Origin of the sequence: Alkaliphilus flagellatus, from assembly GCF_018919215.1 — a bacterium.
Classification (GTDB): domain Bacteria; phylum Bacillota; class Clostridia; order Peptostreptococcales; family Natronincolaceae; genus Alkaliphilus_B; species Alkaliphilus_B flagellatus.
This window is the reverse complement of sequence record NZ_JAHLQK010000009.1, coordinates 1-25722: the sequence shown is the minus strand read 5'-3', so window position 1 is coordinate 25722 and position 25722 is coordinate 1. Positions and strand designations below refer to the sequence as shown.

Here is a 25722-nt window from a genome sequence, read left to right as displayed (position 1 = left end):
CTTTTTTAAGGTTAATTATATGTTAAAATTGGAGGGTTTTAACAGTTTGCTATTATTAATCCTTATTGTTAATTACTATTTATTTACTGCATGTATAGCTATATTTTTTACAGCAAGAGCTGCTTCTTTCATAGCTTCCCCTACTGTTGGATGGGCATGTACTGTAGTAATTAATTCATCTACAGTAGCTTCTAGTCTAAGAGCTAATGTACCTTCTGCAATTAAATCTGTAGCCCTAGGACCATAAATGTGTACCCCAATAATCTCATCATATTTTTTATCAGTAATAATTTTGATCATTGTATTTTCTACTTCTTTCATAATTAAGGTTTTTCCATTGTTAACTAATGGGAAAATACCTACTTCGTAATTAATGCCTTTCTTTTTGGCCTCTTCCTCTGTCATTCCTACAGAAGCAATTTCTGGCTTTGTATAAACACAGGCAGGGATGGCATTATACTTCATAGCACTATCAATACCCATAATGTTTTCCGCTGCCACAATTCCTTGATCTGAAGCTACATGGGCTAACATATTTTTGCCTGTTACATCTCCTATAGCATAGATACCTTCTATATTAGTTCTCATACTATTATCTACATAGATGGTGCCACGATCTAAGCGAATATTAACAGCTTCTAAATTTAATCCTCTTGTAACGCCACGTCTACCTACGGACATAAGAACTTTGTCTGCTTTTACTACCTTATCTTCTCTATCTAAGGAAATGGATACTTTTAATTTTTGTCCATCTTTTTCAATTGTTGTTACTTTCGCTGATGTGAAAATATCAATACCAGTACCTATCATATTTTCTTGTACTGCAGCAGCAACTTCTCTGTCAATAGGAGGGAGAATGTAAGGGAGCATTTCTACTACGGTTACCTTTACACCAAAGCTATTGAACAAAGTAGCAAACTCTGTTCCAATAACACCACCACCTACTATAATGATATCCTCTGGTAATTCATCTAAATTAAGTGCTGCCGTACTATCTAGTACTCCTTCTAACTCAACTCCTGGAATAGGAGGAATAAATGGCTCTGAACCAGAAGCAATAATAAAATCGTCACCATTAATGGGTACACTGCTACCGTCTTCCTTTATAACTTTAATCTGATGTCTATCTATAAAAGAAGCAGTACCAATAACTACTTCTACTCCATTAGCAGCTAATAAGCCTGTTACTCCACCGACTAAATGGGATATAATATTTTCTTTTCTCTGTTGTAGGCTTGCCCAATCTACCTTTACATTTCCTTCTATTTGAATGCCTATATCTTTTCCATGTAGAACTTCTTGATAAATTTCTGCAGTATGAAGAAGTACCTTAGTAGGTATACAACCTACATTAAGACAGGTTCCTCCTAAAGAACCTTTATCTACTAAGGTCACTTGTGCCCCTAACTGTGCTGCACGAATTGCAGCCACATATCCACCAGGGCCTCCTCCTATAACTACAACGTTTTTCTTATCATCTTCATTGGTCTCTGGCTGATGAACTGTTGCTTTTGTTTCTTTTTCTAATGGCTTTTCTTCTTTAACAAAGGAGGAAATATCTTCTCCTTCATCGGCTAATATAGCAACTGGTGCTGTTACAGGAGCGCTTTTCCCATTTCCTATTAAGATTTTCGCTAAAATTCCTTCTTCTTTTGCCTCTATAGTATTAGTGATTTTATCGGTTTCTACATCAAATAAAGAATCTCCCTTTTTAACCATATCACCTTCATTTTTATGCCATTTTATAATTGTACCCTCTGACATTGTTAGTCCTAGCTTAGGCATTACTATATTTATTGCCATACCCTTTAATTCCTCCTTCCGCTTACATTAGTAGCAAGTAAGGGTTTTCTATAATTTCCTTGAATCTTGCTAAAAATCTTGCTGCCATTGCACCGTCAACTAAACTGTGATCTGCAGATAAGCTTAAATTCATCATTGGTCTAATAACAATTTGTCCATCTAATGCTATTGGTTTCTCAACAATTCTGTTAATACCTAATATAGCAACCTCTGGTTTATTTATAATTGGTGAGAAAGAATCAATACCAAACATTCCTATATTTGAAATTGTAAATGTGCCACCAGATAAATTATCAGGGGTAATTGTTCCTTCTCTAGTAGCTGTAACCATGGCTTCTGTTTCTACAGCAATATCTAAAAGGGACTTATCCTGTACATTTTTTATGTTTGGAACCATTAATCCTTCTCCAACATCAACGGCTAATCCTATATTTACATAGTGATGAAATTCAATTTCTTCCCCATCAAAACTAGCATTAAGATATGGGACTTCCAATAAAGCTTTCGATGCTATCTTTATTAAAATGTGATTATAGGTAAGCTTTCCACCTGCTTTATTAAAGCTATCTTTTAACTTATCTCTAAACTCCTTCATGCCAGTTACGTCAACTTCCATATTATAAGTAACTCTTGGTGATGTGGTCCAGCTTTCAAGCATTCGTTTTGCAATGACTTTTCTCATATTGCTTGGAGCTACCTTCTCCACTTTATCTTCTATAGCTGATATTTCTTCTCCCATACCTACTGCGGATAAAATATCTTCCTTCATAACTCTTCCTTTTGCGTCGATGGCGGTAACATCTACCCCCATTTCCTTAGCCATTTTTGCAGCTGTTGGAGAAATCTTTACCTTGTTTTCCTGTACATATTCTAATACATTTTTAGCTAAAATCCTTCCGCCTTCACCGGTTCCATTAATGCCAGCCAGGTCTATTGATTTTTCTTTAGCTAAGCTTTTTGCATAAGGAGAAGCCTTTACATATTCTCCTTCTTTTCTTGTTACAGAAACCACCTCTTTTACTTTTTCTGCTGCTTCTTTAGTCCCAGTAGCTGTGATCTCTACTTTTCCTGTATCTCCACCACAAAGACTACTAATATCTTCACCTCGACCTGCAAGAATAGCAACAGGGGCAGTAACAGGGGCATTTTCGCCTTGTTGTACAAATACTTTTCTTAATATACCATCTTGGTCTGCTTCTACACGATTGGTGATTTTATCGGTTTCTACTTCAAAAAGAAGGTCTCCTTTTTTAACTTCATCTCCTTCTTTTTTATGCCACTTTGAAACCTTTCCTTCAACCATAGTTAAGCCTAATTTAGGCATTACAATCAACTTTGACATTTTCTAACCCCCTTTAATATCATTTAACTCCCATTAAGTTAGGTAATAAAAGTGTCACCTGAGGAACATAGGTTATCAATAACAATACTGCTATTGCCGCCAATATAAATGGCATAACTGACTTAGAAATTTCCTTTAAGTTAATTCCTGCCATTGGCGAAGCAACATATAGGTTTACCCCTACAGGAGGTGTTACTTGTCCAATAGCTAAGTTAACTGTCATTAAAACTCCAAAGGCAACTGGATCATAGCCTAACTCTAGGGCTACTGGTAATAGTATTGGAACAAATAAATAAAAAGCTGAAACCGCATCTATAAAACATCCTGCTATTAAAAGAATGATGTTAACGAAAAGTAGGAATAATATTTTATTTCCTCCAGAGAAAGTTAAAATAGCTTCTCCTGCCATATCGGCAATTCCTTCTGTAGTAACGATCCAAGCAAAAACACTGGCACTGGCTACAATAAATAGAACAACTGCAGATTGGACTGAGGATTCAACTAAAAGATCTATAAAACCCTTAAAATTGATCTTTTTATATACAAATATACCAACTAAAATACCATATACCGCTGAAAAAGCTGCTGCCTCTGTAGGTGTAAAAATTCCACCATAAATTCCACCTAAAATAATGACTGGCATCATTAGCCCCCAAAAAGCATCTTTAAGAGCTTCCCATACCTCTTCCCTTGGTGCTTTTTCTTTTTGTTCAATAGGCATTTTTCGGCATAAAATAAGAGAAGCTATTATTAATGCAGCACCTATTAATAATCCAGGTGTTATTCCTGCAATAAATAATCTTCCAATAGACTGTTCGGCAATGGAACCATATACAACAAAGGCAATACTAGGAGGAATAATAATTCCAATAGCTCCTGAAGTAGCCAGGAGTGAGGCTGACATACCTTTATCGTATCCACTTTTTATCATAGCTGGAATAAGAATAGCTCCTAAAGCAGCTACTGTTGCAGGGCCTGATCCAGAAATAGCAGCAAAGAAACATGAAGTGATTACTGCTACAATAGCTAAACCTGCTTTTTTGTGTCCTACGGTCTTGTCCGCTAAATTGATTAGTCTTTCAGATATACCTGCCTTTTCCATTACATTTCCCGCTAAAATAAAGAAAGGAATAGCTAATAGTGTAAACTTACCAATAGAGGTGTGAAGCTGCATTGGAAGCATAGTTAGCAATGTATCATTAGCCAACATGGCTGCTAAGCTAGATAGACCTAGGGATAAAGCTATAGGTACGTTTAATAATAAAAGAATAACAAAACTACCAAATAAGATAACAGGAATTGACATCTATTTTACCCCCTCTTCCTTGAAGGCCTTAATTCCAAATTGAATAAATCGTATCATAATAAATATTCCTCCTACGGGAACAAAGGTACCAAATATCCATTCAGGCCATCCTAAAGCAGGGGTTAATTGACCAGTGGCCTTTTCTTGCATTGCTAGGACAAAACCTTCTTTTATTAGTACAATACAAAAAACAACCGCTGCTACTGTGCTAATTAATGTAACAAACTTCTGATATTTTTTTGGAAAAAGATCTGTTAGTATACTCAAACCTAAATGGCTCCCTCTCTTTGCAGCAATAGCAGCTCCTAGCATACTTGCTAAAATAAAAAGGTTAGCTGTAATTTCCTCTGTAAAAGACCAAGAAGCTTGAAACAGTTTTCTAGAAAGAACGTTAGCGAAGGCAATGGATGTCATTATAAATAAACTGCTTGCCACTATGTATTCTTCAATGTTATCTAATAACTTTTTCAAAACTTTCCCTCCTTATATTTCTTCATCCTTACCTAAAAGTTAAAAGTTTTTTGAAAACAATGAGTCCTGACAGAACCAAGTATCTCCCCTGCAGGACTCACATTATCCTATTATCTAAAAGCGTCTATGAGTTCTTTTCCCATGATTGGTTCATATTCTGTATATACTGAGCTTACCTTTTCTTTAAAAGCTTCTATGTTTTCTTTTGTAACTGTTGTAATTGTCATTCCTTTTTCTTCGAACATCTTTAGCTGCTCGCCTTCAGCCTGTCTATTAATCTCCACTTGATAATCACAGGCTTCTGTAGCAGCCTCTTTAATAGCCTCTTGATGTTCTGGTTTTAAGGATTCAAATTTTGCTTTGTTCATTCCTAAAATAATTGAATCATAGGAGTAATTCCATACTGATAAATGATCTTGAACTTCATAGATTTTTGATGAAGTAATAATATCTGTTGGGTTTTCTTGACCGTCAATTGCTTTTTGTTGTAAAGCAGTAAACACTTCAGAGAAATTCATAGCTATTGGGTCTGCACCTAATGCTTTATAAAGAGAAATATACATTTTAATGCCAGGTACTCTTATTTTAAGACCACTTACGTCTTCAGGTGTACTAATAGCCTTTTTACTGTTAGTTAGCTGTCTAAAACCGTTTTCTCCAAAACCAAGACCTACAACACCAATTTCATCTAATATTTCGTTTATAGCTTCTCCACCTTTTCCATTAAGCTTTGCATCTACAGTTTCATAATCAGGTAAAAGCCACGGCAAGCTGATTACACCAAAACGCTCATCCATAATAGAATAGATAATATTAGAGTGATAACTAAGATCTGTAGCACCATTTCTAAGCATTTCAATTCCTTTTCCTTGATTACCACCAGAAAGCTGCTCATTTGGATATACTTTAATTTCCACTTCTCCATTAGTCTTCTCTTTTACTAGCTCGGCAAATTTTTGTGCTCCCTTTGTCCAAGTAGAACTGTCAGAACCAGTAACACTCATTTTTAGTCTTACTTTATCCTTTTTTCCTGCTCCTCCTGAACTAGCAGTCTTTCCTCCACAACCAACAAGTAATGAGCCTACTAACACCATAGAAGTTGCAACAGCAATTATTTTTTTAAACATAATTGTCCTCCTTTATTTTATTAGGTTTTTGAATTATCTTTATTATATCTTTATTTTAATCGTTTATTTTTGAATAAAGTGAAATAATGAAAAACCTGTTTCTTTATCGTACTTACGAATAAATTCGGCTTCTTCTACTGCTTGTATCATTACTTCTGCCGTAGCTAATATCTTATTTTCATTAGGGATAAAGTGACCTCCTATTATTCGTAGGTTTTTATCTCCCATTAATCCATGGAGATGAATTTGGAATTTACCATCTTCATCTTTTCCTACAATTCCTTGACAACATAACAACTCCAAAGGTCCATTAAAATGCGTAGGTTCGCTGTAGCGAATTTCCATACTATTGTCTTCATCAGGAATAGCATATACAATGCATCCGCTGGACAAACTTCCTAATACCGCTCCAACAACACCAAATTGAATGTTGTTTTCCTTGCACATTTGGTGGATTCCTTCCATTAAATCCACTCCGGGAAGAATTCTCCCTACAACTATTTTGCTTTCATTAAGCACAATCGTTTGTGTTTTTTTCATGTTTCTATCTCCTAAAACATTTTTCGGATTCCTTCAACAATATCACTGGTTTTCATTTTATATGCATCTTCCAATGGTGGTGAGAATGGAACTGGAACAAATGGTGCTCCAAAACGAAGGATTGGGGAATCAAGATAGTCGATAGCTTCTTCTGCTACAAAGGCTGAAATTTCCGCTCCAACTCCACCTTGTTTTACTGCTTCATGAATGATAACTAATCTATGAGTCTTTTTAACAGACTCTAAAATTGTTTCTTTATCAAAAGGTGAAATAGTTCTTAAGTCTATTACTTCTGCCTCAATACCTTCCTTAGCTAATATTTCAGCCGCTTTAAAGGCTTTTTTCATCATAATAGAGTAGGAGATAATCGTAACGTCTTTTCCTTCTTTAGCTACATTAGCCTTTCCAATTGGCACAATATACTCTCCCTCTGGAACAGGACCTTTTTCTCTATAAAGAATTTTGTTTTCAAAATAAATAATTGGATTATCATCACGAATAGCTGCCTTTAATAACCCCTTTGCATCGGCTGGATTAGAAGGAGCTACAACCTTTACCCCTGGCATATGAAGAAACCAAGCTTCAATACTTTGAGAGTGTTGTGCTGCTGCTCTGTTAGCAATTCCATCTGGGGCTCTTACAACTACAGGAACTGTACATTGTCCTCCAAACATATAACGAACTTTTGCCATTTGGTTGAATATTTCATCCATACAAACTCCCATAAAGTCTGCAAAGTGCATATCTGCTACTGGTCTCATCCCTGCTAAAGCTGCTCCTACAGCTGCTCCCATAATAGCGGTTTCAGAAATAGGAGTATCTCTTACCCTATCGGCTCCAAATTCATCTGCTAATCCTTTAAACTGTCCAAAAATTCCACCCTGTCTTGCTATATCTTCTCCCATTACAAATACACGATTATCTCTTCTCATTTCCTCTGACATTGCTTCTAGAGTTGCCTGTGAAAATGTTATTTCTCTCATTGTTTAGCCACCTCCCTATACATATAAGTCATTAAATAATTCTTCTACTTCTGGATATGGACTGGTTCTAGCAAATTCTAAAGATTCTTCTATTGCCTTTTCTACTTCTGCTTTAATTGCTTCCATTTCCTTTTTAGTCAATAAATTATCCTGCAATGCTCTTTTTTCAAAGTGCTTGATTGGATCGTTATTTTCGTACTGCTCCTTTACTTCTTCTCTTGTTCTGTACATTTCAGGGTCTCCTACGAAATGGCCCTTAATTCTATAGGTTTTTGCTTCCAAGAAAGTAGGTCCTCCACCTTGTCTTGCTCTTTCTACTGCTTCTTTCATTCCTTCATAAACGGCAAAAACATCATTACCATCTACAATAATACTTGGCATACCATAACCTACGGCACGATCTGAAATATTTTCTACAGATGTTTGAGTAAGATGTGGTGTAGTAGATGCCCATTGGTTATTTTCACACACGAAAATAACTGGAAGTTTCCAAGCTGCAGCCATATTTGCTGCCTCGTGGAAAGTACCACGATTAGATGCACCATCTCCAAAGAATACAACAGATACATCTTTTCTATTTTGATATTCTATCGCCATAGCAGCACCTACTGCTAGGTTATAGCCTCCCCCTACTACACCGTTGGCTCCTAACATACCTACGCTAAAGTCAGCAATGTGCATAGAACCACCTTTTCCTTTACAGAAACCTGTTTTCCTACCAAAGATTTCCGCCATTGCTCTGTTTAAATCTGCTCCCTTTGCCAATGTATGGCCATGACCACGGTGAGTACTTTCGATATAGTCTGAGTTTGTTAAGTTAGCGCAGACACCTGTGGCTATCGCCTCTTCCCCAATATATAAGTGGACGAAGCCTGGAATATCTCCATCTAAAAATAGTTTCTCTACAGCTTCCTCAAAAAGTCTTATTTTCCACATGGTTCTGTAAAAATCTGATACGAGTTCTTTACTGAATTCTGCCAAAGCAGTCACACCTCCTCAAAATATTTCATAATTCGACATATTATATATGCACCCTTCGTGCCAAAATATATATTTTTTAAAAAATTCATAAATTTTCCTCTTGCTAGAAGGTTGTAACCCTTCAAATATTCAAGTTCTAAATATTTGTAATTTTTTATATTTTGATTTTTTAATATCATTCTGATAAATAAATATTTATAAAAAATTGAGCACTGCTCAATTTTTTAGCATTGATATGCTAATTTTTTGAACAGTGCTCAATTATTTAACATTAATTATTAATCATCTATTGCATGCCATACTTTTTCATTTTGTTATAAAGTGTATTACGACTAACCTTTAATGCGCTGGCTGTCTGGGATATATTCCCTTTAGTAATTAAAAGTGCTTTTTCAATGGCTTCCTTCTCTATTTCCTCTAAGCTTTCTATTTCCATGCTTTCATCTACATCAATAGATGGCTTATCCTTACAACCGTCAGATTTTTTCTTCAAGTATTCAAGTATATTTTTAGAAATATCCTGCATACCAATAGTTGTTCCAGAGCATATATTAACTGCTCGTTCTATAGTGTTTTCCAATTCTCTAACATTACCTGGCCAGTCATAATTCATTAAACAGTCCATGGCCTCTGGAGAAATATCCTCTGTATTACTTCCTATTTTCTCATTTATTTTGCTAATAAAATGACAAACTAAAGCTTCTATATCTTCCTTCCTATCCCTTAGAGGAGGAGAAACAATGTTTAATACATTTAATCTATAATAAAGATCTTCCCTAAAGTTTCCTTTTCTACATTCACTAAGCAAGTCCTTATTTGTGGCACTAATAATGCGTACATCCACATCTAGTAGATCGCTTCCCCCCACCCGCATAATTTGATTTTCCTGAAGCACCCTTAAAAGTTTAGCTTGCATATGTAGTGGCATATCACCAATCTCATCCAGAAAAATAGTACCACCATCTGCTAACTCAAATTTCCCTATTTGTCCATTTTTTAATGCACCAGTAAAGGCTCCCCCTTCATAACCGAAAAGTTCACTTTCAATTAATTCACTAGGAATAGCTGCACAGTTAATAGAAACTAAGCTCTCATTTTTTCTATTGCTTGCGTTGTGTATTGATTGAACTAGCAATTCTTTTCCTGTTCCACTTTCCCCGTAAATTAATACGTTAGAAGAGCTACGAGCAGCAATTTTAGATAATCTAATACACTCTTTCATTCTACTGCTACTACCAATAATATCATCAAATGTAAACTTCCCATAGTTCCCAACTAGCTTTCTCATCATCGTATGAACTCGCTTAATCTTCCTAAAGTTATCTATGGCTCCTACTATGTTACCTTCCTCATCTCGAATAGGCATAGCAGTCTTAATAAAGTGATATTTAACGCCATTTTTGTTGTTTCTTACAATGAATTCCTTATCAACATATCCTTTTCCAGTATGAATTACATCTAATATTACTGGGTCAAAGTCTACCAAGTCTTTAATAGGATTTCCAAGGGCGGTTTCTTTGTTTATTCCTAAAATATCAGCTCCGGTTTCATTTATATAGGTGAGAATACCATGGTTGTCTATTGTTAAAAACCCATCTGTAATACATTCAGCAATAGCACTTTGATATTTGGTTTTAAGCAGAATTTCTGCATTGGCTTTTTCAATTACTATTTGATTTTCAATGGCTTTTGCAGCAGCAGCTACCATCCCTAATGTATGAGGATGGGTATTCCACATATAGCCTCTTACATTTAATGCTCCAATAATCCTTCCTTCTTTTCTAATAGGTGCGGAAGAGCAAGTCCAATTTTTATATGCTGTACAGTAATGCTCCTCCCCCGATATCTGAAGTGGCTTTCCTTCAAGGAGAGCAGTATTTACCGCTGTATTACCTACATATTTCTCATGCCACAAACAGCCTTTTTTAAAGTTGTCTCTGTCATCGGAGTCTTCAATAATCTCTTTATCTCCTATTACTTCTAAAAGGCACGCATTAGCATCAGTTAACATTACAGCAAAACCAGAATGTCTAACAAAGGAGTATAAGTTGTCCATAAAAGGCTTGGCAAAAGCAATTAACTCCATATTTTGTCTTAATGTTTTATCTAATTCATCTCCTTGATAGCATTTAGCAGTTTTTCTTTCATATGGACTAAGACCTTTATTTATACATCTTTCCCAGCCCCTTAGAACATAATCTTTTTGTACGATTACCGGGGTTTTCTTATCAACGAAATTTTCTGTCTCATCTATTGTTCTTTTATACTGTTTTTCCTGTAATACATACACTTTAAACACATCCTTCTTATATATTTAAAGCTTCAATCACTAATTGTGCCATTATTTTATTTCCTTCTATTGTGGGATGAACTCCATCAATGTACAAATTTTCTTTACCAATTTTTTTAACAGGATCATAAAATTCATTAAAAAAATCTACTGTTTCAAATTTCATTAAATTACTAAAATTAAAAATCCACTCTCTTAGTAAAATCAATTCTCTATTAACTCTTTCAAAATTATCAGTAAACTCAAAGCTTTCTCTAGCCATCGATGGCACCATAGGCGTGTGTATACCAACAATAGGCTGTATTCTATAGTGATAGGCTTGATATATAATAGTAGCTAAATTAGAATATATTGTAGGCATAGGTGCATTAAAAATCAAGTCATTGGCTCCACCCATTAATAATAGATGGGTTGGTTTCTCATCTAAAACATCACGTCCAAATCTAGATACCATTCCACCTGTCGTATCTCCACATATACCTTTGTTTATAACCTTTATTTTTAAATTCTCCTCTAAAATTTGAGGCCAAGTATTATTTCTTGTCATTTTAAATCCAAAAGTTAAACTATCGCCAAGGCAAACTAACTTCAATTTTGTCATCTCCCTAGAAATTTAGTTATCAAATAAACACATTAAAAATTCTTCTTCTGAAATCCTTCCTAAATACTTACCGACAGGGAAATCTTTTAACATTTCTTTTACTGATTCTTCATCATATCTTACACCTTTAAAATTTTCTTCTAACACTCCTATATCACCTGTACCAAAGAAATCTCCATATATTTTGCAATTGTCTATTAATCCATTCTCCACATGAAGCCTTACCTCTACACCACCACCAGCAAACCGTTTGTAGCCCTTGTAGTTAAACTCAGGTGATCTACCAAAGTTCCATTCCCAGGTACCATATCTCTCATCTACCATTTGCTGTATAGCTTTTTTATCTTCTTCAGTTAGCTCATACTTTTCAATAGGCTTATTTTCATATTCAAATATATTTTTAAGTATTAAGTCTCTAAACTCTAATACATCAATATCTTCTTTTACATAGGGTTTAATGTTTGTAACTCGGCTGGCTACCGACTTTACACCCTTAGATTCAATTTTATCTCTTTTAACATTTAATGCATTTGATAGTACATCTAACTGAGAATTAAAAAGCAAAGTTCCGTGATTTAACACCCTACCCTTTATTACACTTTGTGCAATACCAGAAAACTTCTTCCCATCGATTGTAATATCATTTCTACCTGATAGTTCACATGGTATTCCTAATTTTTCTAATGCTCTTAATACTGGAATAGTATAGGTTTTAAAATCAATTTCCCCGATATCTCCAGCCTTTGTAATAAAAGAGAAGTTTAAGTTTCCGAGATCGTGATAAACTGCACCTCCACCTGTAATTCTACGAACAACATGAACATTATTTTCCTTTACAAATTCCATATTAATTTCTTCAACTGAATTTTGATTTTTTCCTATAATTATTGAAGGCTCGTTTCTCCATAGTAAAACATAACCGTCTTCTAATTCTAAATTTTTAAAAACATATTCCTCAAAAGCTAAGTTATAACGTGGATCTGTTGAATGATTTTCAATATATTTCATCTAGTTATCTCTCCTTCTAATTTTGAATTTTGTATATATTTATGTATTGAACAATGTTTTCTATATTTTCTTAAAATTATAACAGACGCAATATGCTTTTTCAATGATAAATGGATTTAGCCTTGTAATGAAGTATTATTTTACTAAAATACTCCACAAGTATATATACCTGTGGAGCTTCCTCAATTGATAATTATTATGTAAATAACTTCACTACTTAAGTGACTTATGTTCAAAACTCATTGTCAGCTAAAAATTGTTCTAAATTAAACATAATTTATAGAAACCTTCTTCCCTAAGCTTCTCATTAATTTTGATAACTCATTTATAACTTGTAACTTTATACTTAAGTCTATTGGTAGATTGGGATTCTGATGGGCTGGATTTATGGCCTTACCAACCCAAAGGTTAAGATGGGTACAATCTTCTATGAGCATTCTTGCTAAATTAGATGCTCCATCCTTGCCATTCAAATCATGCACTGTATATCTATTCGTTGAATTATTAGTATACTTCTTTATTTTATCAACGGCTTTACTCAATGTAAGTACACCTTCAGTAACAAGATCTATACCTTTTATTTTTGCCATAGGTGGTACATCTCTTGTCATTGATTCTAAGTCAACTACTACATCTTGATTTAGTTCTCTACCTACTATCTTTGCCGCAGTTCCCCCACATACAACTTTTTTTGTTCTATTTTTCATAAAATCTTTTATGACCCTCGAATCATTTGTCTCATCTTCAGGAGGACCTGTGAACAAGTCTATAATTTCAGGCTTTCTTATTTTAACAGTAACAACGGTAGTATCATCACCGGGCTTACCATCATATAAGCATTTACATGTGTCAACTAAATTTTTTGAAATACCTTTAGCACATTTTTCTACTTTAACCTGTCTCATCAAATATTCAGCTACGTTTTCCCATTGCCATCCTAGGTTTAAGACTCCTCCAACTCCAGCATGAATAACCCCATCACTGACTAATGTCAATGTATCTCCTTCTCTTAAAGTGATATAGCTTTCCATTATTTTTTTTTCATTTATTATAATCTCTTTTTTTTCAATGTCTATACCCTCATTACCTCTTGTAAAGAACATTGGTGGATTATCATATTCAATCATATAAGCCTTGCCATCACTCTGTATTTTTATAATTCCAAATGTAGAATAAGCTAGTTTTCTAACATTACACATAGGCAGTGTATTTGCAATAGTATCTATCGTATCATAGATACTAGCACCCTCTTTAAGCATAGTCCCCGCTATCTTAGTTGTCATTGTAGCAAGTATGTTAGCCTTCACTCCACTTCCAAGTCCATCAGCCAATACAATAATTATACTTTCGTCTGTATTAATAATTTCTACCTTATCTCCACAAAGTTCTTCGCCATACTTGTTTAAACTATCATAGGCAACATCAATGAAGAATTCCATTATATATCACCTGCCTCGCCTAATGCTATAGCTTTTAGTTTTGTAAGTATTACCTTTGTTTCTGCAGTAGTTTCTCCTAATAAGCTTGCAATTTCCTGTGCTACTCTCATCTGCTTATCTATTACTTCTTGTGCGGCATCTAATGTTTTTTCTTTTACTCTTGCAAGTTCTTCCTTATTCTTTTCAGCTAATGTTACATCAGTCATTATGGCCATAATAACATTTTGTTTCTCCAAATATAGTATATTCGTAATTAATACAACACCGTATTCTGGATAAACAATTTTGTGTCCTATAAGACTTTCCTTTGTAGTCATAACTTTATTAAACTCTTCATCACTTATTATGTTTGATATCGATTTACCTTTTATGGCATCTGCTTTTATTTTAAATACTCTTTCTGAGGAAGTATTAAACTCTTTTACGCATAGTTCATTATCTAAAAGAAAAATTGCATTAGGACTATTGTCAAAAATAACATTCTTTAAACTTTCAGCTTTTCCTCTCATAAATGGTAGACACATATTTATTTCTGATGTTCCTTCAAAAATTGATTCTGCCTTTTCTCTACAAGTTACATATCCACATGCGTTACAGTTTAGTTCGTCCTCTGGCTTGTATTTTCCCATTTTTTTTAATATTTCTTGTAGCTCCTTCTCGGAGGCCTTTCTTCTATTAACCTTTTTATCCAAAAATATTTTTGAAAAATCTATATTTTCATCAACATGCTCTATTCCAACATCACTATTTGAATAATATCTTTTTTTATTTACATAGTTCTTTACTCTCTTTTCTCTTGTGTAGTAGTTGATATTATCCTTTGGCATACCTGCTCCATCTATACAACCTCCTTCACATACGTTAAGCTCTACACATACCCCACTAATGCTTCTATTTTCAATACACTCTAGTATTTCTTTACATCTATCTACTCCTATAACTCTTATTATTTCATACTTTTTCTGTGATTCATCTGAAACATCTATTAAAACCCCACCCTCCAAGGGAAAAGAGCTCCCTCTTCTATAGGATATATGATCAAATAATTGAGGCTCTAGTTCCTTCAATTCTATTTTTTCTTCCTTAAACCACTCATCCATCTCTTGAAATGTTAATACTGAATCTATAATTTCACTATGTAGAAAATCCTGTGCTTCTACTTTTTTAGCAATACATGGACCAATAAACACTACATAACTATCCGGTCCATATTTATGCTTTAGTAGTTTACCATGGGCTATCATAGGTGAAACTATAGGTATCATATATTTTATAAGGGATGGATAATATTTTTCAATTAGATAATTAGCAGATGGACAACTTGTAGTAATTAAATTGTCATAACTTCCTTTTTTCACATATTCTTTATAATAATCAAGTACTATTTCAGCTCCTATAGCAGTTTCTTCAACTATGTCAAATCCAATCTGTTTTAATGCAGTTACTATCTGGGCCTCATCCTTCATTTCAAAAGCACCTGCAAATGATGGTGCAATACTTGCGATTACTTTTTTATTATTTTGTATCGCATCTTTTACTTTGTTAACTTTGCTCTTTATATATAAAGCTTGTTTCTGACAAACAATGTGACATTTACCACATGAAATGCACTTCTCATCAACAATTTCTGCATGGTCTTCAAGAACCGATATAGCTTTAGACGAACATGCTCTTAAACATTTATGACAGTTATTGCACTTTTCTCTTGAGAAGTTTATTAACTTCATTGTCATAACCTCCTAGAAACATTGTTATTGAAAAACTCTTCTACAGTTTTTTCACTAACCGATACAACTTTGTCATCATTAACTTTTACTGAAACTGATTTAGTACATTCCCCTAAGCAAAATGCAGCCTTTACAGAAACAATATCTTCTAAATTTCTTTCGTCTATAATTTTCTGTAATCCTTTAATAACGTTATAAGCTCCTTTAAGATGACATGCACTACCGATACAAATATTTATTGTAATCAAAAGAAATCCTCCTTTTATTTTGTTAATATTTTAACGATTGTTTGTGCAATAATTGCCAGTATTAAATCCTCTGTCTTACACTCCAAGAAAGCTTACTCCTCTATTATATAATGATTGTTATAAGAAGATGATATCTTCACTTATTATAAGTGTAGCATATATTAGTGTTGTTTTAAATGTAGCATTTACAAATCCACCTACATCTTTTTAAAATTATCCTATTAAATAATAGCATATTTCTTTTTTTGCATAAAAAAACCATGATAAAAAATTCTCATGGTTTTATGGTTTATATAATATATTATTTTAAGCCGTGCACCTCAATTTGACTCGTCTTCATAAGCGTTACCTAAATAGTTAACTCAAATTAGGCTTCCCTGCGGCACACGAAAGGGATCACTTACCGCTGCTTCCTTCCGGACCTGACGGGATTCATGACTTTCCGTTGCGTAGGACCCAATTCTCATCGCCACTTGTTTAGGCCAGCCCTACAAAGTGCGAGCCTCCAAGAGGATTTCAACCCTGCTATAGCGGATTGCAGGTTACAAGGCACCGCTACCTCCCCGTCTAGCACAGCAAACTTTTAAACTTTCTAATGGCGGAGAGAGCGGGACTCGAACCCGCGGGGCCTTTCGGCCTTACACGCTTTCCAGGCGTGCCCCTTAGCCAACTCGGACATCTCTCCATGTTTTAATTACCCAAATCTTTGATTTGATGTAAGTAGAGTACTCAGCGCTAGCTGAGTTTCATTGTTAATGCTTTTCTCTTAAAGACTTGAAAAACTTCTTCATTAATTGAGAGCACTCTTCTTCTAAAACCCCAGTTTCAATCTCTGTTTGATGATTAAACTTAGGATTATTTAAAAGATTTAATATAGACCCACATGCACCAGCTTTGGCATCCATCGCACCTATTACAACTTTTTTAATTCGACTCTGTAAAATAGCTCCTGCACACATAGGACAGGGTTCTATAGTAACATATAAAGTGCAGTCTGTCAACCTCCATCCCCCTAATAAGTTGCATGCATCTTGAATCGCAATTAACTCTGCATGGGATATAGCATTTTTAGAGGTTTCTCTTAAATTATGAGCACGTGCTATTACTTCATTCTCTTTAACGATAATAGCCCCTATAGGCACCTCTTTTTTATTAAATGCTTTCTTGGCTTCCTCTATAGCTAGCAGCATAAATTTTTCTTCCAATATTATTGAGCCTCCATATTATAAATGGTCTACCTAAGAGGATTCAAACCTCCCGCATAGGGTTTAGGAATCTAGACCTTCAAATGAATATACCCTTAAAAATGTTATATTCGCTTAATTTATAGTTGGTCAATGTTTTTGTCAAAAGTCCTAAAAAATACAGTAGTAAAGCTTTTAGGCACTGTTCTATTATAACTTATTCTATGAAATTTGTCTATATTTCTCCTTATTATATTTGTTATTTTGCTATATAATAGTTGCTTTTTTATTATAATATGCACAAAAATTTTAGCAGTTCTAATATTTTTTGTTAATGATTCCACTTATTTATATTTATTAAATAACAATAGTTTAAGATATAAAATCTAGAAAATATAAGTTGATTCTTTAGTTAGCAAGTATAATAATATATAAATCCCAACACCATAAAAGTATTGAGATTACTAATTTCAATATGTATCCTTTTCTCAATCTAGATGCAGGCATTGATTACATAAAATGCTCATCTTGCAACTAGCAACTTTGTTTTTTCATGTTTTTCTTGATTTCTTTTATTCCTATAATAATCATTCCTATACCAACTATAAACATACATATTACTTTTAAAGCTTGCATAGCAATATCCTCCATTGACCTAAACAAATAAATAATCCTACACATGGCTTTTCTAATTGGTGCACCTGAGACGATTCGAACCTCCGACACACGGTTTGGGAAAGCCCTTTATCTTTGCTAAACCTATTGAAAATACTATGTTCTTAATTTTGAATGGTCAACAATGTTACTCAGTGTTGCCCAAAAATCATAAAAAATCTAAAAAATAGTGTAGTAAATCTATCTGTATTAGTCTAGCTTATCTTATAAAATTTGTCTATACTTAGCTATGTTTTTTGCCCTTCCAAAATCTTCTGCTTGCCCTATGCTCCACTGTCTATAGTTATATTACCTATTATGGTTCTCTATAAGTATTATATACCATACCATTCTTCATACATATAATTGTATCAATCGTGTAGTAGCCATTATCTTTCTATGATTATATCCCTTTGCATTGTAATTAGAATGTCCTACGTTCTTTGTCATCAAAAGCTGCCTTCTTCTATTAACTGCAAAACAGTCTCCAGTGCATCCATACCAGGGCGGTTAAAGTGGTGGGGGGTGGTCGGGAACTCATTTAAAGCCCGGCCATAACTATCAGTTAAATAGTCTATATCCCACCTTAATATAATCCCAGTGTTAGGCAAGGTAAAGTGGACCGCATATGTAGAATATGCTCCGCCGGTCTGCTCTCCCACAAGGGTAGCAAAGCCCATTTCTTTTGCATGTCGAGCAAACAGCGACGCTGCAGATAAGTTGTTTCCATTGGTTAAAAGCCATATTTCTCCATCAAAGGGATAATCAGAAATATTTTGAACCTTTACCTGATTCATATGCCGCCATTCGATATTGCTAATACTGGTATTAAACTTGACACCATAAGCTAAATCTTGTACATCCTCCTCATTAATATGTGGCAAATTATTTGATTCTATAATTTCACTTACTTTAAGTAAATTATCAGTTTCAGGCATATAACGTGAATACTGTGACTCAATTTTAATATTCTCTTCTGCTAAAGATTTCCCTAGCTTACTTCCTCGGTAAAAAGCATATAAAGGCATATCCGGCATATTATTCTTATCTGACCACAGAGGTTTCATAATAAGCATCCTCCATAAATCCGTTGATCCTCCAAGATTATCCCTGATATCAATAATCAAATGCTCATAGTTCTGTATATCACTATAAAATTTTCTCAAGTTATTGTAAATAGTAAGGTTAAAATTCGAAAAGGTTGATACCTTTAAATAAGCTATCCTGTCTTCCTCAATAATTTCTGTTTCAACTATACTATCCGGTAGCTGAAATGGAGGTTCATCACGAAAAATAAATTGTAAAAGAACTCCTTTCTCTTCAAAAAGGGTATTAAAAAGGTCTTTCTGCTCTTGGTAAAATCTTTGGGATACAGGATTAGAGTAGGCATGATTATTATTAGGTGTGTAATAATGACTCAAAGGAGTTATATAATTGGGTTTATAATAATTATATGTTCCAAAATGCAGCGCAAAGGTATGGGCAAACTGATTGAAATGTGAGAAAAATTCATGGTAAATAATGCTCCAAAAAATATGTTCATCTAATTCAGGCATATCCTCCAAGGAAATACCTAGGTCATTTGCAAGGCTTTCAAGGGAATAGGGGTAATTCTCTATCATAGCCCGTGTTTCCCTCCCCAGAGCTCTTATATCCACACCTAATCTTCTTTCTGCAACTCCAAAATACGGAAATGTGTCTTCCATTGTTTGCATCATGTAATCAAAATCATTTAAAAAGTCTTCGATTGTCAGCTGTTCATCGGAGTTTTGGATTGTCATCTCTTCATCGGAGTTTACACATGCGGTAAAAAACAGCATTGCCATCAATATTATGGCGATCATGGTGACTTGATGAAGCAATTTTTTCATTACCGTAACACCTCGCTCTCTGTTACTTTAACTTTACTTAAAAATCTTTTCATATTGGTCATCTCCCCCTTTAACTTATATATAATCTCTAGAACCATTAGGTATATTATACCAATATTTCCAGTAGTAGTGTTATATTTTTTCTAAACAATATAAATAATCCTGAAAATAAAAAAGACAAAGCCCTAAAAATCTATAGGACTTTGTCTAACTTAAATATGATGTTGCCCATGGTTGCCCAAATGGTCAACATTTGGGCAACCATTATAATACTTATTCAAAAAATAAAAAAACGCCCAATACCTTATAGGTATTGGGATTGCTTTTTCGGTATGGTGCACCTGAGACGATTCGAACGTCCGACACACGGTTTAGGAAACCGTTGCTCTATCCTACTGAGCTACAGGTGCATAGTTGAATCATACATATTTTATTTTAGCATAAATTTAAAATCGGGTCAATGTTTCTTACTTATTTTACCATATACACATTGTAATATAATTATTTTTAACATTCCTATTATATATCATAAAAAAGAAAGCCAGTCTTATATAGATAAAATATCCTAAAGCATGGCTTCCTTTTTATAATACATATTTAATTTTTTATTTTATTAGCTTAAATAAGCTCGGAACATCCATAATGTCTTTTCTAAATTACCAATACTTCCTACAAATAAGTCTACTGTTACTTGATCATCATTTTGATCAGCTGTTTTTAAAGCTGTTCTTAATTCAGCAATTAAAGTTTCAAAATCTTTTTGAAGATCTTTAACTATAGCTTCTCCTGTTATTGGTTCACTTTTAACTTCATTTAAAGTTGCAAGGTCTAAATACTCCTTCATAGATGCTGCTGGTCTAAATCCTAGTGTTAGAATTCTTTCTGCTACTGCATCTAATTCCTCAGCAGTATTGTTATAAAGTTCTTCTAATTTAGCGTGGAGCTGGAAGAAACTTTTACCTTCTACATTCCAATGATAGTTATGAAGTTTAGTATATAGAACGTGTAAGTTAGCTAAATATTGATTTAAAACCTTTGAAACTTCCTCACTGCCTTTAACATCTAATCCAATTTGTACATTCATAATTCTTATTCCTCCTTAAATTTTTATTTTTTATTTGACAGACATTCTTGACAAATGCCTTTATAATAAACACTTTTTTCCATGATTTTAAAATTTTTTAATTCTGCTTTTTCTGTTGAATCAGATACAATGTAGAAATCGTAAATTTTACCACATTCATTACATTTAAAATGTCCATGGTTACCCATATCTGCATCATATCTCATTTCATTTTCTTCAATCGTAATGACTCTTGCAATATTAGCATCTATTAGGAGTTTCATAGTATTATATACAGTTGTTTTAGATAGTGTTGGAATTTGATTAACTAAGTTACTATATATCTCTTCAACTGTTGGGTGCGAATCCTTCTCAACTAAATACTCTAATATTTTTATTCTTGCATAGGATGGCTTAATATTATTTTTTAATAGATATTCTCTTATATCATCTATTGATATCTTCATACTAACAACTCCTGTTTGTAATGATTCCAATTTTGTAATCATTACAATCTATTTATCTTATATATACCTATATATTAAGGAGTTAAACATATTATTTAAAAATTATTTTATTTTTTATATTTTACCTTCCTCTATTAAGATTTCCCAATATAGTTTAATTTAAACCAGAATATCTATAAAATCTATTCTTCTATTTCCGGCTCATAGGCATCTTCTTCATAATCATATTCAGGTCTTTTCATCTTTGATCTATTTGTATAAAAGTCATTCCTATTGTTTTCTATAGATTTTAATCTATCATAAACATCTTCTTCATAATTATAATTAAAGCTTCTTTCTAAAATGAATTTATCAACTTTTTTCTTTTTCATTTTTAACCTCCAAATAGTTCACATTTCTAATAGTTACCATTAATATTTTAACCATTTAATTATACTTCTATTATACATAAATAAGCAGTATATATAAGAATCTATATACACTGCCTACCTAAAATTATACTATTTTATTATTTAGAGATAACTCCAATTCCTCCCATGTAACCCCTTAACACTTCAGGTATAACTACATTTCCTTCATCATCTTGAAAATTTTCTAATATGGCAGCTACTGTTCTACCAACGGCAAGCCCAGATCCATTTAATGTATGAACAAATTCTACCTTACCCTTTTCTTCAGGACGGAATCTAATATTAGCTCTTCTTGCTTGAAAGTCTTCAAAGTTACTACAAGAAGAAATCTCTACATAACGATTATAGCTTGGCATCCATACTTCAATATCATATTTAAATGCTGCAGTAAAACCTAAATCTCCAGTACATATCTTCACTACCCTATAAGGTATTCCTAACAACTGTAATACCTTCTCTGCATTGTTTGTTAGCTTTTCAAGTTCTTTATAAGATTCTTCCGGCTTAACAAACTTAACAAGCTCTACCTTGTTAAATTGATGTTGTCTAATTAATCCTCTAGTGTCCCGACCAGCTGAACCTGCTTCAGAACGGAAACAAGGAGTGTACGCTACGTAATATAACGGTAACTTCTGTTCCTCAATAATGTCATCCCTATGCATATTAGTAACAGGAACCTCTGCTGTAGGCACTAAGAAATAATCTTTTTGTGGTATTTTAAAAGCATCATCTTCAAATTTAGGTAATTGTCCCGTACCAGTCATACTATTTCTATTTACCATAAATGGAGGTAAAACTTCAGTATATCCATGCTCGCCAGTGTGCAAATCTAGCATAAAGTTAATTAAAGCTCTTTCTAGCCTTGCACCCACCCCTCTGTATAACGCAAATCTTGCTCCTGTTATCTTTGAAGCGGCCTCAAAATCAATAATATTAAGGCTTGTAGCTATATCCCAATGTGCCTTTGGCTCGAAATCAAATTTAGTCGGATTTGACCATGTTCTTATTTCAATATTATCATCGTCAGTTTCTCCTTGTGGTACATCTGGATGAGGTACATTAGGTATTCTAAGTAGGGCATATTCTAGCTTATCCTCTACTTCTTTAACCTGTCCATCTAACTCCTTAATTTGTGCTGACAGATCTTTCATTTTTGCCATTACTTCTGTAACATCTTTTCCTTCTTTCTTTAGTCTGGGAATTTCCTTAGATACTGTATTCTGCTCATTTTTCATATTCTCTACCTGTTGAAGCAAGACTCTCCTTTGCTCATCCAGCTCAACAACTTCATCTAAGCTAAAATCTTTTTCTCCTCTTCTAGCCATAGCTACTTTAATTTCATCTAGGTTTGTTCGTATTCTTCTAATATCTAACACATTACTACCTCCTCTTTATTTATACATTAAAAAAAGCCCTCCATCCCTAATAAAAGGGACGAAAGACTTAACTCCGCGTTGCCACCCTAGTTGATTAGCTATACTAATCCACCTTAAAGCATTGTAACGTATGCTAGCCGTTTCCACCTACTTATTTTTCAGTAGAACACTCAGAGATGGATTCAACAACTCGCCCCATCGATTCACACCATCCATCGACTCTCTTAAGAAGCTACTTGCCTACTATTTCTCTTCTTCGTATTATAAATATATTGTTGAAGTGTATATTATCATAATTATATAAAAACTTCAAGTCATATTTTAAAATTATATTTATTTTATGAATATCTTCAAAAAATTATACATTTTAGGTTTCATTGTACAAGCATTTTGTATATTTTAATCTTATTAGGCTATAATTCAAATAGATCATTAATACATACTTTGGAATTATAAGGGGGGAATTTTAATGAATCAAGTTAATTTAGTAGGTCAAATAGGAGATTTAAAAGAAATTGACTATAGAAACACATTAGCAATAGCTACATTAATAGAGCTTTTAATAGAAAAGAATGTTATTACTAGGCAAGAATTCGCTAGAAAGTCCTATTATTTAGATAATATGTCTTTAGAACAATTAAAGCAATTAAGAACTGGTTGTTAGAGCAATTCTTAATTGCTTTAATTATGTTTTATTGACTTAACTTCATATCCCCTTCTTTAATCCAACCTTGCTTTCTCATAAATAATGAAATAAAAAGAGTTAGCAAAGCAGGTAAAATAAAATGGAGCAACGCTATTTTAATCAGCACAATTGAAGCTGTTTCACCATTTTGAGTAACCATAGTAACAAATGCCCCAAACTGACCTACTAATCCACTTGTACCCATTCCCGCACCAATACTATTATTTTCCATTCTAATTATAGTCGTTGCTAAAGGACCTAAAAATGCACTAGCTAAGGTTGGAGGTATCCATATTAATGGATTTCTAATAATATTAGGTACTTGAAGCATACTTGTACCTAATCCTTGTGCAATAAGACCACCTATACCATTTTCTTTATAGCTCGCCACAGCAAAACCTATCATTTGAGTAGAACAACCTACTACAGCAGCTCCTGCAGCTAAACCATTTAGTCCTAATGAAATAGCTAAAGCTGCACTACTTATAGGAAGAGTTAATATCATTCCCATTAATACAGCTAACAATATACCCATAGGTATTGGATGAAGCACAGTTACATCATTAATTAATCTTCCTAAGAATGTCATCATTATTGTAACACTAGGTGCTATAAAATTACCCGCTAATCCTCCTATTACGATTGTAGCAGCTGGAATTAGTACAATATCTACCTTTGTTTTGCCTGCAATCCACTTTACAATCTCAGCTCCAATTAGTGCTGCTACAAATGCACCTACTGGCTCTCCAGTTTTAATACTATATGAACCTACCTCAGTTAAAAAAATTGTATTTCCACCTATAGCTCCAGTTATTAATGATGCAAATATTGCTAATGGAGGTGCTCCAATAGAATAAGCTACTCCAGCTCCTATAGCTGGTCCCATTAAAAATTGTGCAACCTGACCAAAAGATACTAAAATTTGGACATTAGCCAATTCTCCAATTTGCTTTAAAATAAGTCCAATAATTAAAGAAGAGAAAAGTCCAAGGGCCATACCGTTAAGCGCCTTCGTAATATAATCTTTTAGCGATACTTGCCTGTCATTAATCTTCATCTGCACTCCTCCAATATGAAAATGTAATTTCATCTAATAGATTATTAGTGACTTAATCAATAAATTGTATCACATGTATTTACTGCTGTCTTGTCACCTGTCTATAAAAATATAACATATTGTTAGTCATTAATCAAGTATCCTTTTTTATTTAATGCTTTTTTTAACTCTTGAAAGATTTCTTCATTAGCAACTTCTATAGTATGAATATGAATACCATCTGTTAATGTAGCAAGGGGTTCTGCTTTCTTTTTAGTAATTGTATTAATAAAGTTCTCTAGATCTCTTTTATGATTTATGTTAAGTACACTAGTTATTTCTCCATATAGTGGATGTTCTACTATTACATCAATTATTGTTGCACCATAATCTATCATAATTTGAAGTTCTTCTTCAATAGCATTATATCCTTCATGCTTACAAACAATTCGCTTTGTTATTCTATTATCTTTTTTTACGGGAATCATATAACCTTGTGGAGTTGCAATAACATCCTCTCCTTGGGCCCTTAAAAGTGCAATATCCTGTACAATAACTTGCCTTGATATATTAAAAAATTTCGCTAAATCTGTACCTTTAATAGGCCCCAGGTTATTCTTTAATTTATTTATTATAGCATTTCTTCTTTCTGTACTGGTCATAATATCACTTCTTTCTATATAGAATTATTTCTTATATTTTATCATAAATTAGTATAAAGGACAGCTTTCCTTTAAATAAAAACTTTGTTTTATACCCTTTAGTTTCACGTGAAACTATATTTATTATTTTCTAGACAATAAAAAAACACAGTTACAATTTATGTAACTGTGTCTTTAAATATATCGCAGCGACCTACTCTCCCAGGCAGCTTCCCGCCAAGTACCATCAGCGCTGAAGGGCTTAACTACTGTGTTCGGTATGGGAACAGGTGTGACCCCTTCGCTATTGCCACGATATTGCAATCACCAAAATCTTTGATTTTGTGTGAGTGTAATACTCCGAAATTTCGTAGAAATTTTGGAGTTACATTTAAGGGATAATTCCCTCAAAACTATACAATGTTAGAATATATTGGTCAAGCCCTCGACCTATTAGTACCTATCAGCT

Annotated in this window: 23 protein-coding genes, 2 tRNA genes, 1 rRNA gene, 1 other RNA gene and 1 other annotated feature; of the genes, 1 reads left to right on the top strand and 26 read right to left on the bottom strand. The window is 33.6% G+C overall.

The annotated features are described in order from the left end of the window. Positions 1-75 precede the first annotated feature (75 nt). The 23 genes from lpdA to serS form a co-directional block, all read right to left on the bottom strand. On the bottom strand, positions 76-1803 hold the full coding sequence (lpdA, locus tag KQI88_RS17440) for a dihydrolipoyl dehydrogenase (RefSeq protein WP_216419561.1): 1728 nt from the start codon (positions 1801-1803) through the stop codon (positions 76-78). 22 nt (positions 1804-1825) lie between these two features. Beyond that, positions 1826-3145 carry a dihydrolipoamide acetyltransferase family protein gene (locus KQI88_RS17435; protein WP_216419559.1) on the bottom strand — a complete coding sequence of 440 codons (1320 nt, stop codon included), beginning with the start codon at positions 3143-3145 and terminating at the stop codon, positions 1826-1828. A gap of 19 nt (positions 3146-3164) precedes the next feature. Next, positions 3165-4451, bottom strand: a complete 1287-nt coding sequence (locus KQI88_RS17430; RefSeq protein ID WP_216419558.1) for a TRAP transporter large permease — start codon at positions 4449-4451, stop codon at positions 3165-3167. Next, the gene (locus KQI88_RS17425) at positions 4452-4922 is read right to left on the bottom strand and encodes a TRAP transporter small permease (protein ID WP_216419556.1); all 471 of its coding nucleotides are present in this window, start codon (positions 4920-4922) and stop codon (positions 4452-4454) included. A 110-nt stretch (positions 4923-5032) separates the two neighbouring features. After that, positions 5033-6049, bottom strand: a complete 1017-nt coding sequence (locus KQI88_RS17420; RefSeq protein ID WP_216419554.1) for a DctP family TRAP transporter solute-binding subunit — start codon at positions 6047-6049, stop codon at positions 5033-5035. A gap of 63 nt (positions 6050-6112) precedes the next feature. Then, positions 6113-6589 (bottom strand): PPC domain-containing DNA-binding protein, encoded by a 477-nt coding sequence (locus KQI88_RS17415; RefSeq protein WP_216419552.1) that lies wholly within the window; start codon positions 6587-6589, stop codon positions 6113-6115. Between the two features lie 11 nt (positions 6590-6600). Further along, the gene (locus tag KQI88_RS17410) at positions 6601-7572 is read right to left on the bottom strand and encodes an alpha-ketoacid dehydrogenase subunit beta (protein WP_216419550.1); all 972 of its coding nucleotides are present in this window, start codon (positions 7570-7572) and stop codon (positions 6601-6603) included. Between the two features lie 15 nt (positions 7573-7587). Further along, entirely contained in the window at positions 7588-8553 is a 966-nt protein-coding gene (locus KQI88_RS17405) for a thiamine pyrophosphate-dependent dehydrogenase E1 component subunit alpha (protein ID WP_281417674.1), read from the bottom strand. A gap of 286 nt (positions 8554-8839) precedes the next feature. Continuing rightward, positions 8840-10843, bottom strand: coding sequence for a sigma-54-dependent Fis family transcriptional regulator (locus KQI88_RS17400; protein ID WP_216419548.1), 2004 nt, complete (start codon positions 10841-10843; stop codon positions 8840-8842). A 16-nt stretch (positions 10844-10859) separates the two neighbouring features. Further along, entirely contained in the window at positions 10860-11435 is a 576-nt protein-coding gene (locus KQI88_RS17395; RefSeq protein ID WP_216419546.1) for a GDSL-type esterase/lipase family protein, read from the bottom strand. A gap of 21 nt (positions 11436-11456) precedes the next feature. Continuing rightward, positions 11457-12452, bottom strand: a complete 996-nt coding sequence (locus KQI88_RS17390) for a lipoate--protein ligase (protein WP_216419544.1) — start codon at positions 12450-12452, stop codon at positions 11457-11459. A 266-nt stretch (positions 12453-12718) separates the two neighbouring features. Then, entirely contained in the window at positions 12719-13891 is a 1173-nt protein-coding gene (locus KQI88_RS17385) for a SpoIIE family protein phosphatase (RefSeq protein ID WP_216419542.1), read from the bottom strand. Beyond that, positions 13891-15618 (bottom strand): [Fe-Fe] hydrogenase large subunit C-terminal domain-containing protein, encoded by a 1728-nt coding sequence (locus KQI88_RS17380; protein ID WP_216419540.1) that lies wholly within the window; start codon positions 15616-15618, stop codon positions 13891-13893. Before KQI88_RS17380 ends, KQI88_RS17385 begins: the two co-directional genes overlap by 1 nt. 2 nt (positions 15619-15620) lie before the next feature. Further along, a complete protein-coding gene (locus KQI88_RS17375) occupies positions 15621-15866 on the bottom strand; it encodes a (2Fe-2S) ferredoxin domain-containing protein (RefSeq protein WP_216419539.1) in 246 nt (81 codons plus the stop codon). A gap of 311 nt (positions 15867-16177) precedes the next feature. Further along, an RNA gene (gene ffs, locus KQI88_RS17370) (signal recognition particle sRNA large type) lies at positions 16178-16442 on the bottom strand. A gap of 20 nt (positions 16443-16462) precedes the next feature. Beyond that, positions 16463-16551 (bottom strand) — tRNA-Ser (locus tag KQI88_RS17365). A gap of 67 nt (positions 16552-16618) precedes the next feature. Next, entirely contained in the window at positions 16619-17071 is a 453-nt protein-coding gene (gene tadA / locus KQI88_RS17360; protein WP_281417673.1) for a tRNA adenosine(34) deaminase TadA, read from the bottom strand. A 1082-nt stretch (positions 17072-18153) separates the two neighbouring features. Beyond that, positions 18154-19575 (bottom strand): S41 family peptidase, encoded by a 1422-nt coding sequence (locus KQI88_RS17355; RefSeq protein ID WP_216419537.1) that lies wholly within the window; start codon positions 19573-19575, stop codon positions 18154-18156. A 333-nt stretch (positions 19576-19908) separates the two neighbouring features. Beyond that, positions 19909-19985 (bottom strand) — tRNA-Arg (locus KQI88_RS17350). A gap of 203 nt (positions 19986-20188) precedes the next feature. Continuing rightward, positions 20189-20659, bottom strand: a complete 471-nt coding sequence (locus KQI88_RS17345) for a Dps family protein (protein ID WP_216419536.1) — start codon at positions 20657-20659, stop codon at positions 20189-20191. A 23-nt stretch (positions 20660-20682) separates the two neighbouring features. Beyond that, positions 20683-21105 (bottom strand): Fur family transcriptional regulator, encoded by a 423-nt coding sequence (locus tag KQI88_RS17340; protein WP_216419534.1) that lies wholly within the window; start codon positions 21103-21105, stop codon positions 20683-20685. Positions 21106-21287: 182 nt separating this feature from the next. Continuing rightward, positions 21288-21476, bottom strand: a complete 189-nt coding sequence (locus KQI88_RS17335; protein WP_212381098.1) for a hypothetical protein — start codon at positions 21474-21476, stop codon at positions 21288-21290. Between the two features lie 137 nt (positions 21477-21613). After that, entirely contained in the window at positions 21614-22891 is a 1278-nt protein-coding gene (gene serS, locus KQI88_RS17330) for a serine--tRNA ligase (RefSeq protein ID WP_216419532.1), read from the bottom strand. Positions 22892-22942: 51 nt separating this feature from the next. Next, positions 22943-23157 (bottom strand) — a binding site (T-box leader). 203 nt (positions 23158-23360) lie between these two features. Here serS and KQI88_RS17325 point away from each other — a divergent pair. Beyond that, positions 23361-23555, top strand: a complete 195-nt coding sequence (locus KQI88_RS17325) for a hypothetical protein (RefSeq protein ID WP_216419530.1) — start codon at positions 23361-23363, stop codon at positions 23553-23555. Between the two features lie 28 nt (positions 23556-23583). Here the strand turns inward: KQI88_RS17325 and KQI88_RS17320 are convergent, their stop codons facing one another. From KQI88_RS17320 to rrf, 3 genes are all read right to left on the bottom strand, one after another. Continuing rightward, complete coding sequence (locus KQI88_RS17320) at positions 23584-24633, bottom strand: PTS transporter subunit IIC (RefSeq protein WP_216419528.1); 1050 nt, start codon at positions 24631-24633, stop codon at positions 23584-23586. A gap of 122 nt (positions 24634-24755) precedes the next feature. Next, positions 24756-25274 (bottom strand): transcription repressor NadR, encoded by a 519-nt coding sequence (locus KQI88_RS17315; protein WP_216419526.1) that lies wholly within the window; start codon positions 25272-25274, stop codon positions 24756-24758. A gap of 180 nt (positions 25275-25454) precedes the next feature. Then, positions 25455-25571, bottom strand: a 5S ribosomal RNA gene (gene rrf / locus KQI88_RS17310). Between the last annotated feature and the right edge of the window lie 151 nt (positions 25572-25722).

Excerpts from the sequence above, each read along its gene's own strand:
- lpdA (WP_216419561.1), bottom strand. The coding sequence starts at position 1,803 with ATGGCAATAAATATAGTAATGCCTAAGCTAGGACTAACAATGTCAGAG.
- KQI88_RS17435 (WP_216419559.1), bottom strand. The coding sequence starts at position 3,145 with ATGTCAAAGTTGATTGTAATGCCTAAATTAGGCTTAACTATGGTTGAA.
- KQI88_RS17430 (WP_216419558.1), bottom strand. The coding sequence starts at position 4,451 with ATGTCAATTCCTGTTATCTTATTTGGTAGTTTTGTTATTCTTTTATTA.
- KQI88_RS17420 (WP_216419554.1), bottom strand. The coding sequence starts at position 6,049 with ATGTTTAAAAAAATAATTGCTGTTGCAACTTCTATGGTGTTAGTAGGC.
- KQI88_RS17415 (WP_216419552.1), bottom strand. The coding sequence starts at position 6,589 with ATGAAAAAAACACAAACGATTGTGCTTAATGAAAGCAAAATAGTTGTA.
- KQI88_RS17410 (WP_216419550.1), bottom strand. The coding sequence starts at position 7,572 with ATGAGAGAAATAACATTTTCACAGGCAACTCTAGAAGCAATGTCAGAG.
- KQI88_RS17390 (WP_216419544.1), bottom strand. The coding sequence starts at position 12,452 with ATGAAATATATTGAAAATCATTCAACAGATCCACGTTATAACTTAGCT.
- KQI88_RS17385 (WP_216419542.1), bottom strand. The coding sequence starts at position 13,891 with ATGGAATTCTTCATTGATGTTGCCTATGATAGTTTAAACAAGTATGGC.
- KQI88_RS17380 (WP_216419540.1), bottom strand. The coding sequence starts at position 15,618 with ATGAAGTTAATAAACTTCTCAAGAGAAAAGTGCAATAACTGTCATAAA.
- KQI88_RS17355 (WP_216419537.1), bottom strand. The coding sequence starts at position 19,575 with ATGAAAAAATTGCTTCATCAAGTCACCATGATCGCCATAATATTGATG.
- KQI88_RS17345 (WP_216419536.1), bottom strand. The coding sequence starts at position 20,659 with ATGAATGTACAAATTGGATTAGATGTTAAAGGCAGTGAGGAAGTTTCA.
- KQI88_RS17340 (WP_216419534.1), bottom strand. The coding sequence starts at position 21,105 with ATGAAGATATCAATAGATGATATAAGAGAATATCTATTAAAAAATAAT.
- KQI88_RS17335 (WP_212381098.1), bottom strand. The coding sequence starts at position 21,476 with ATGAAAAAGAAAAAAGTTGATAAATTCATTTTAGAAAGAAGCTTTAAT.
- KQI88_RS17325 (WP_216419530.1), top strand. The coding sequence starts at position 23,361 with ATGAATCAAGTTAATTTAGTAGGTCAAATAGGAGATTTAAAAGAAATT.
- KQI88_RS17320 (WP_216419528.1), bottom strand. The coding sequence starts at position 24,633 with ATGAAGATTAATGACAGGCAAGTATCGCTAAAAGATTATATTACGAAG.
- KQI88_RS17315 (WP_216419526.1), bottom strand. The coding sequence starts at position 25,274 with ATGACCAGTACAGAAAGAAGAAATGCTATAATAAATAAATTAAAGAAT.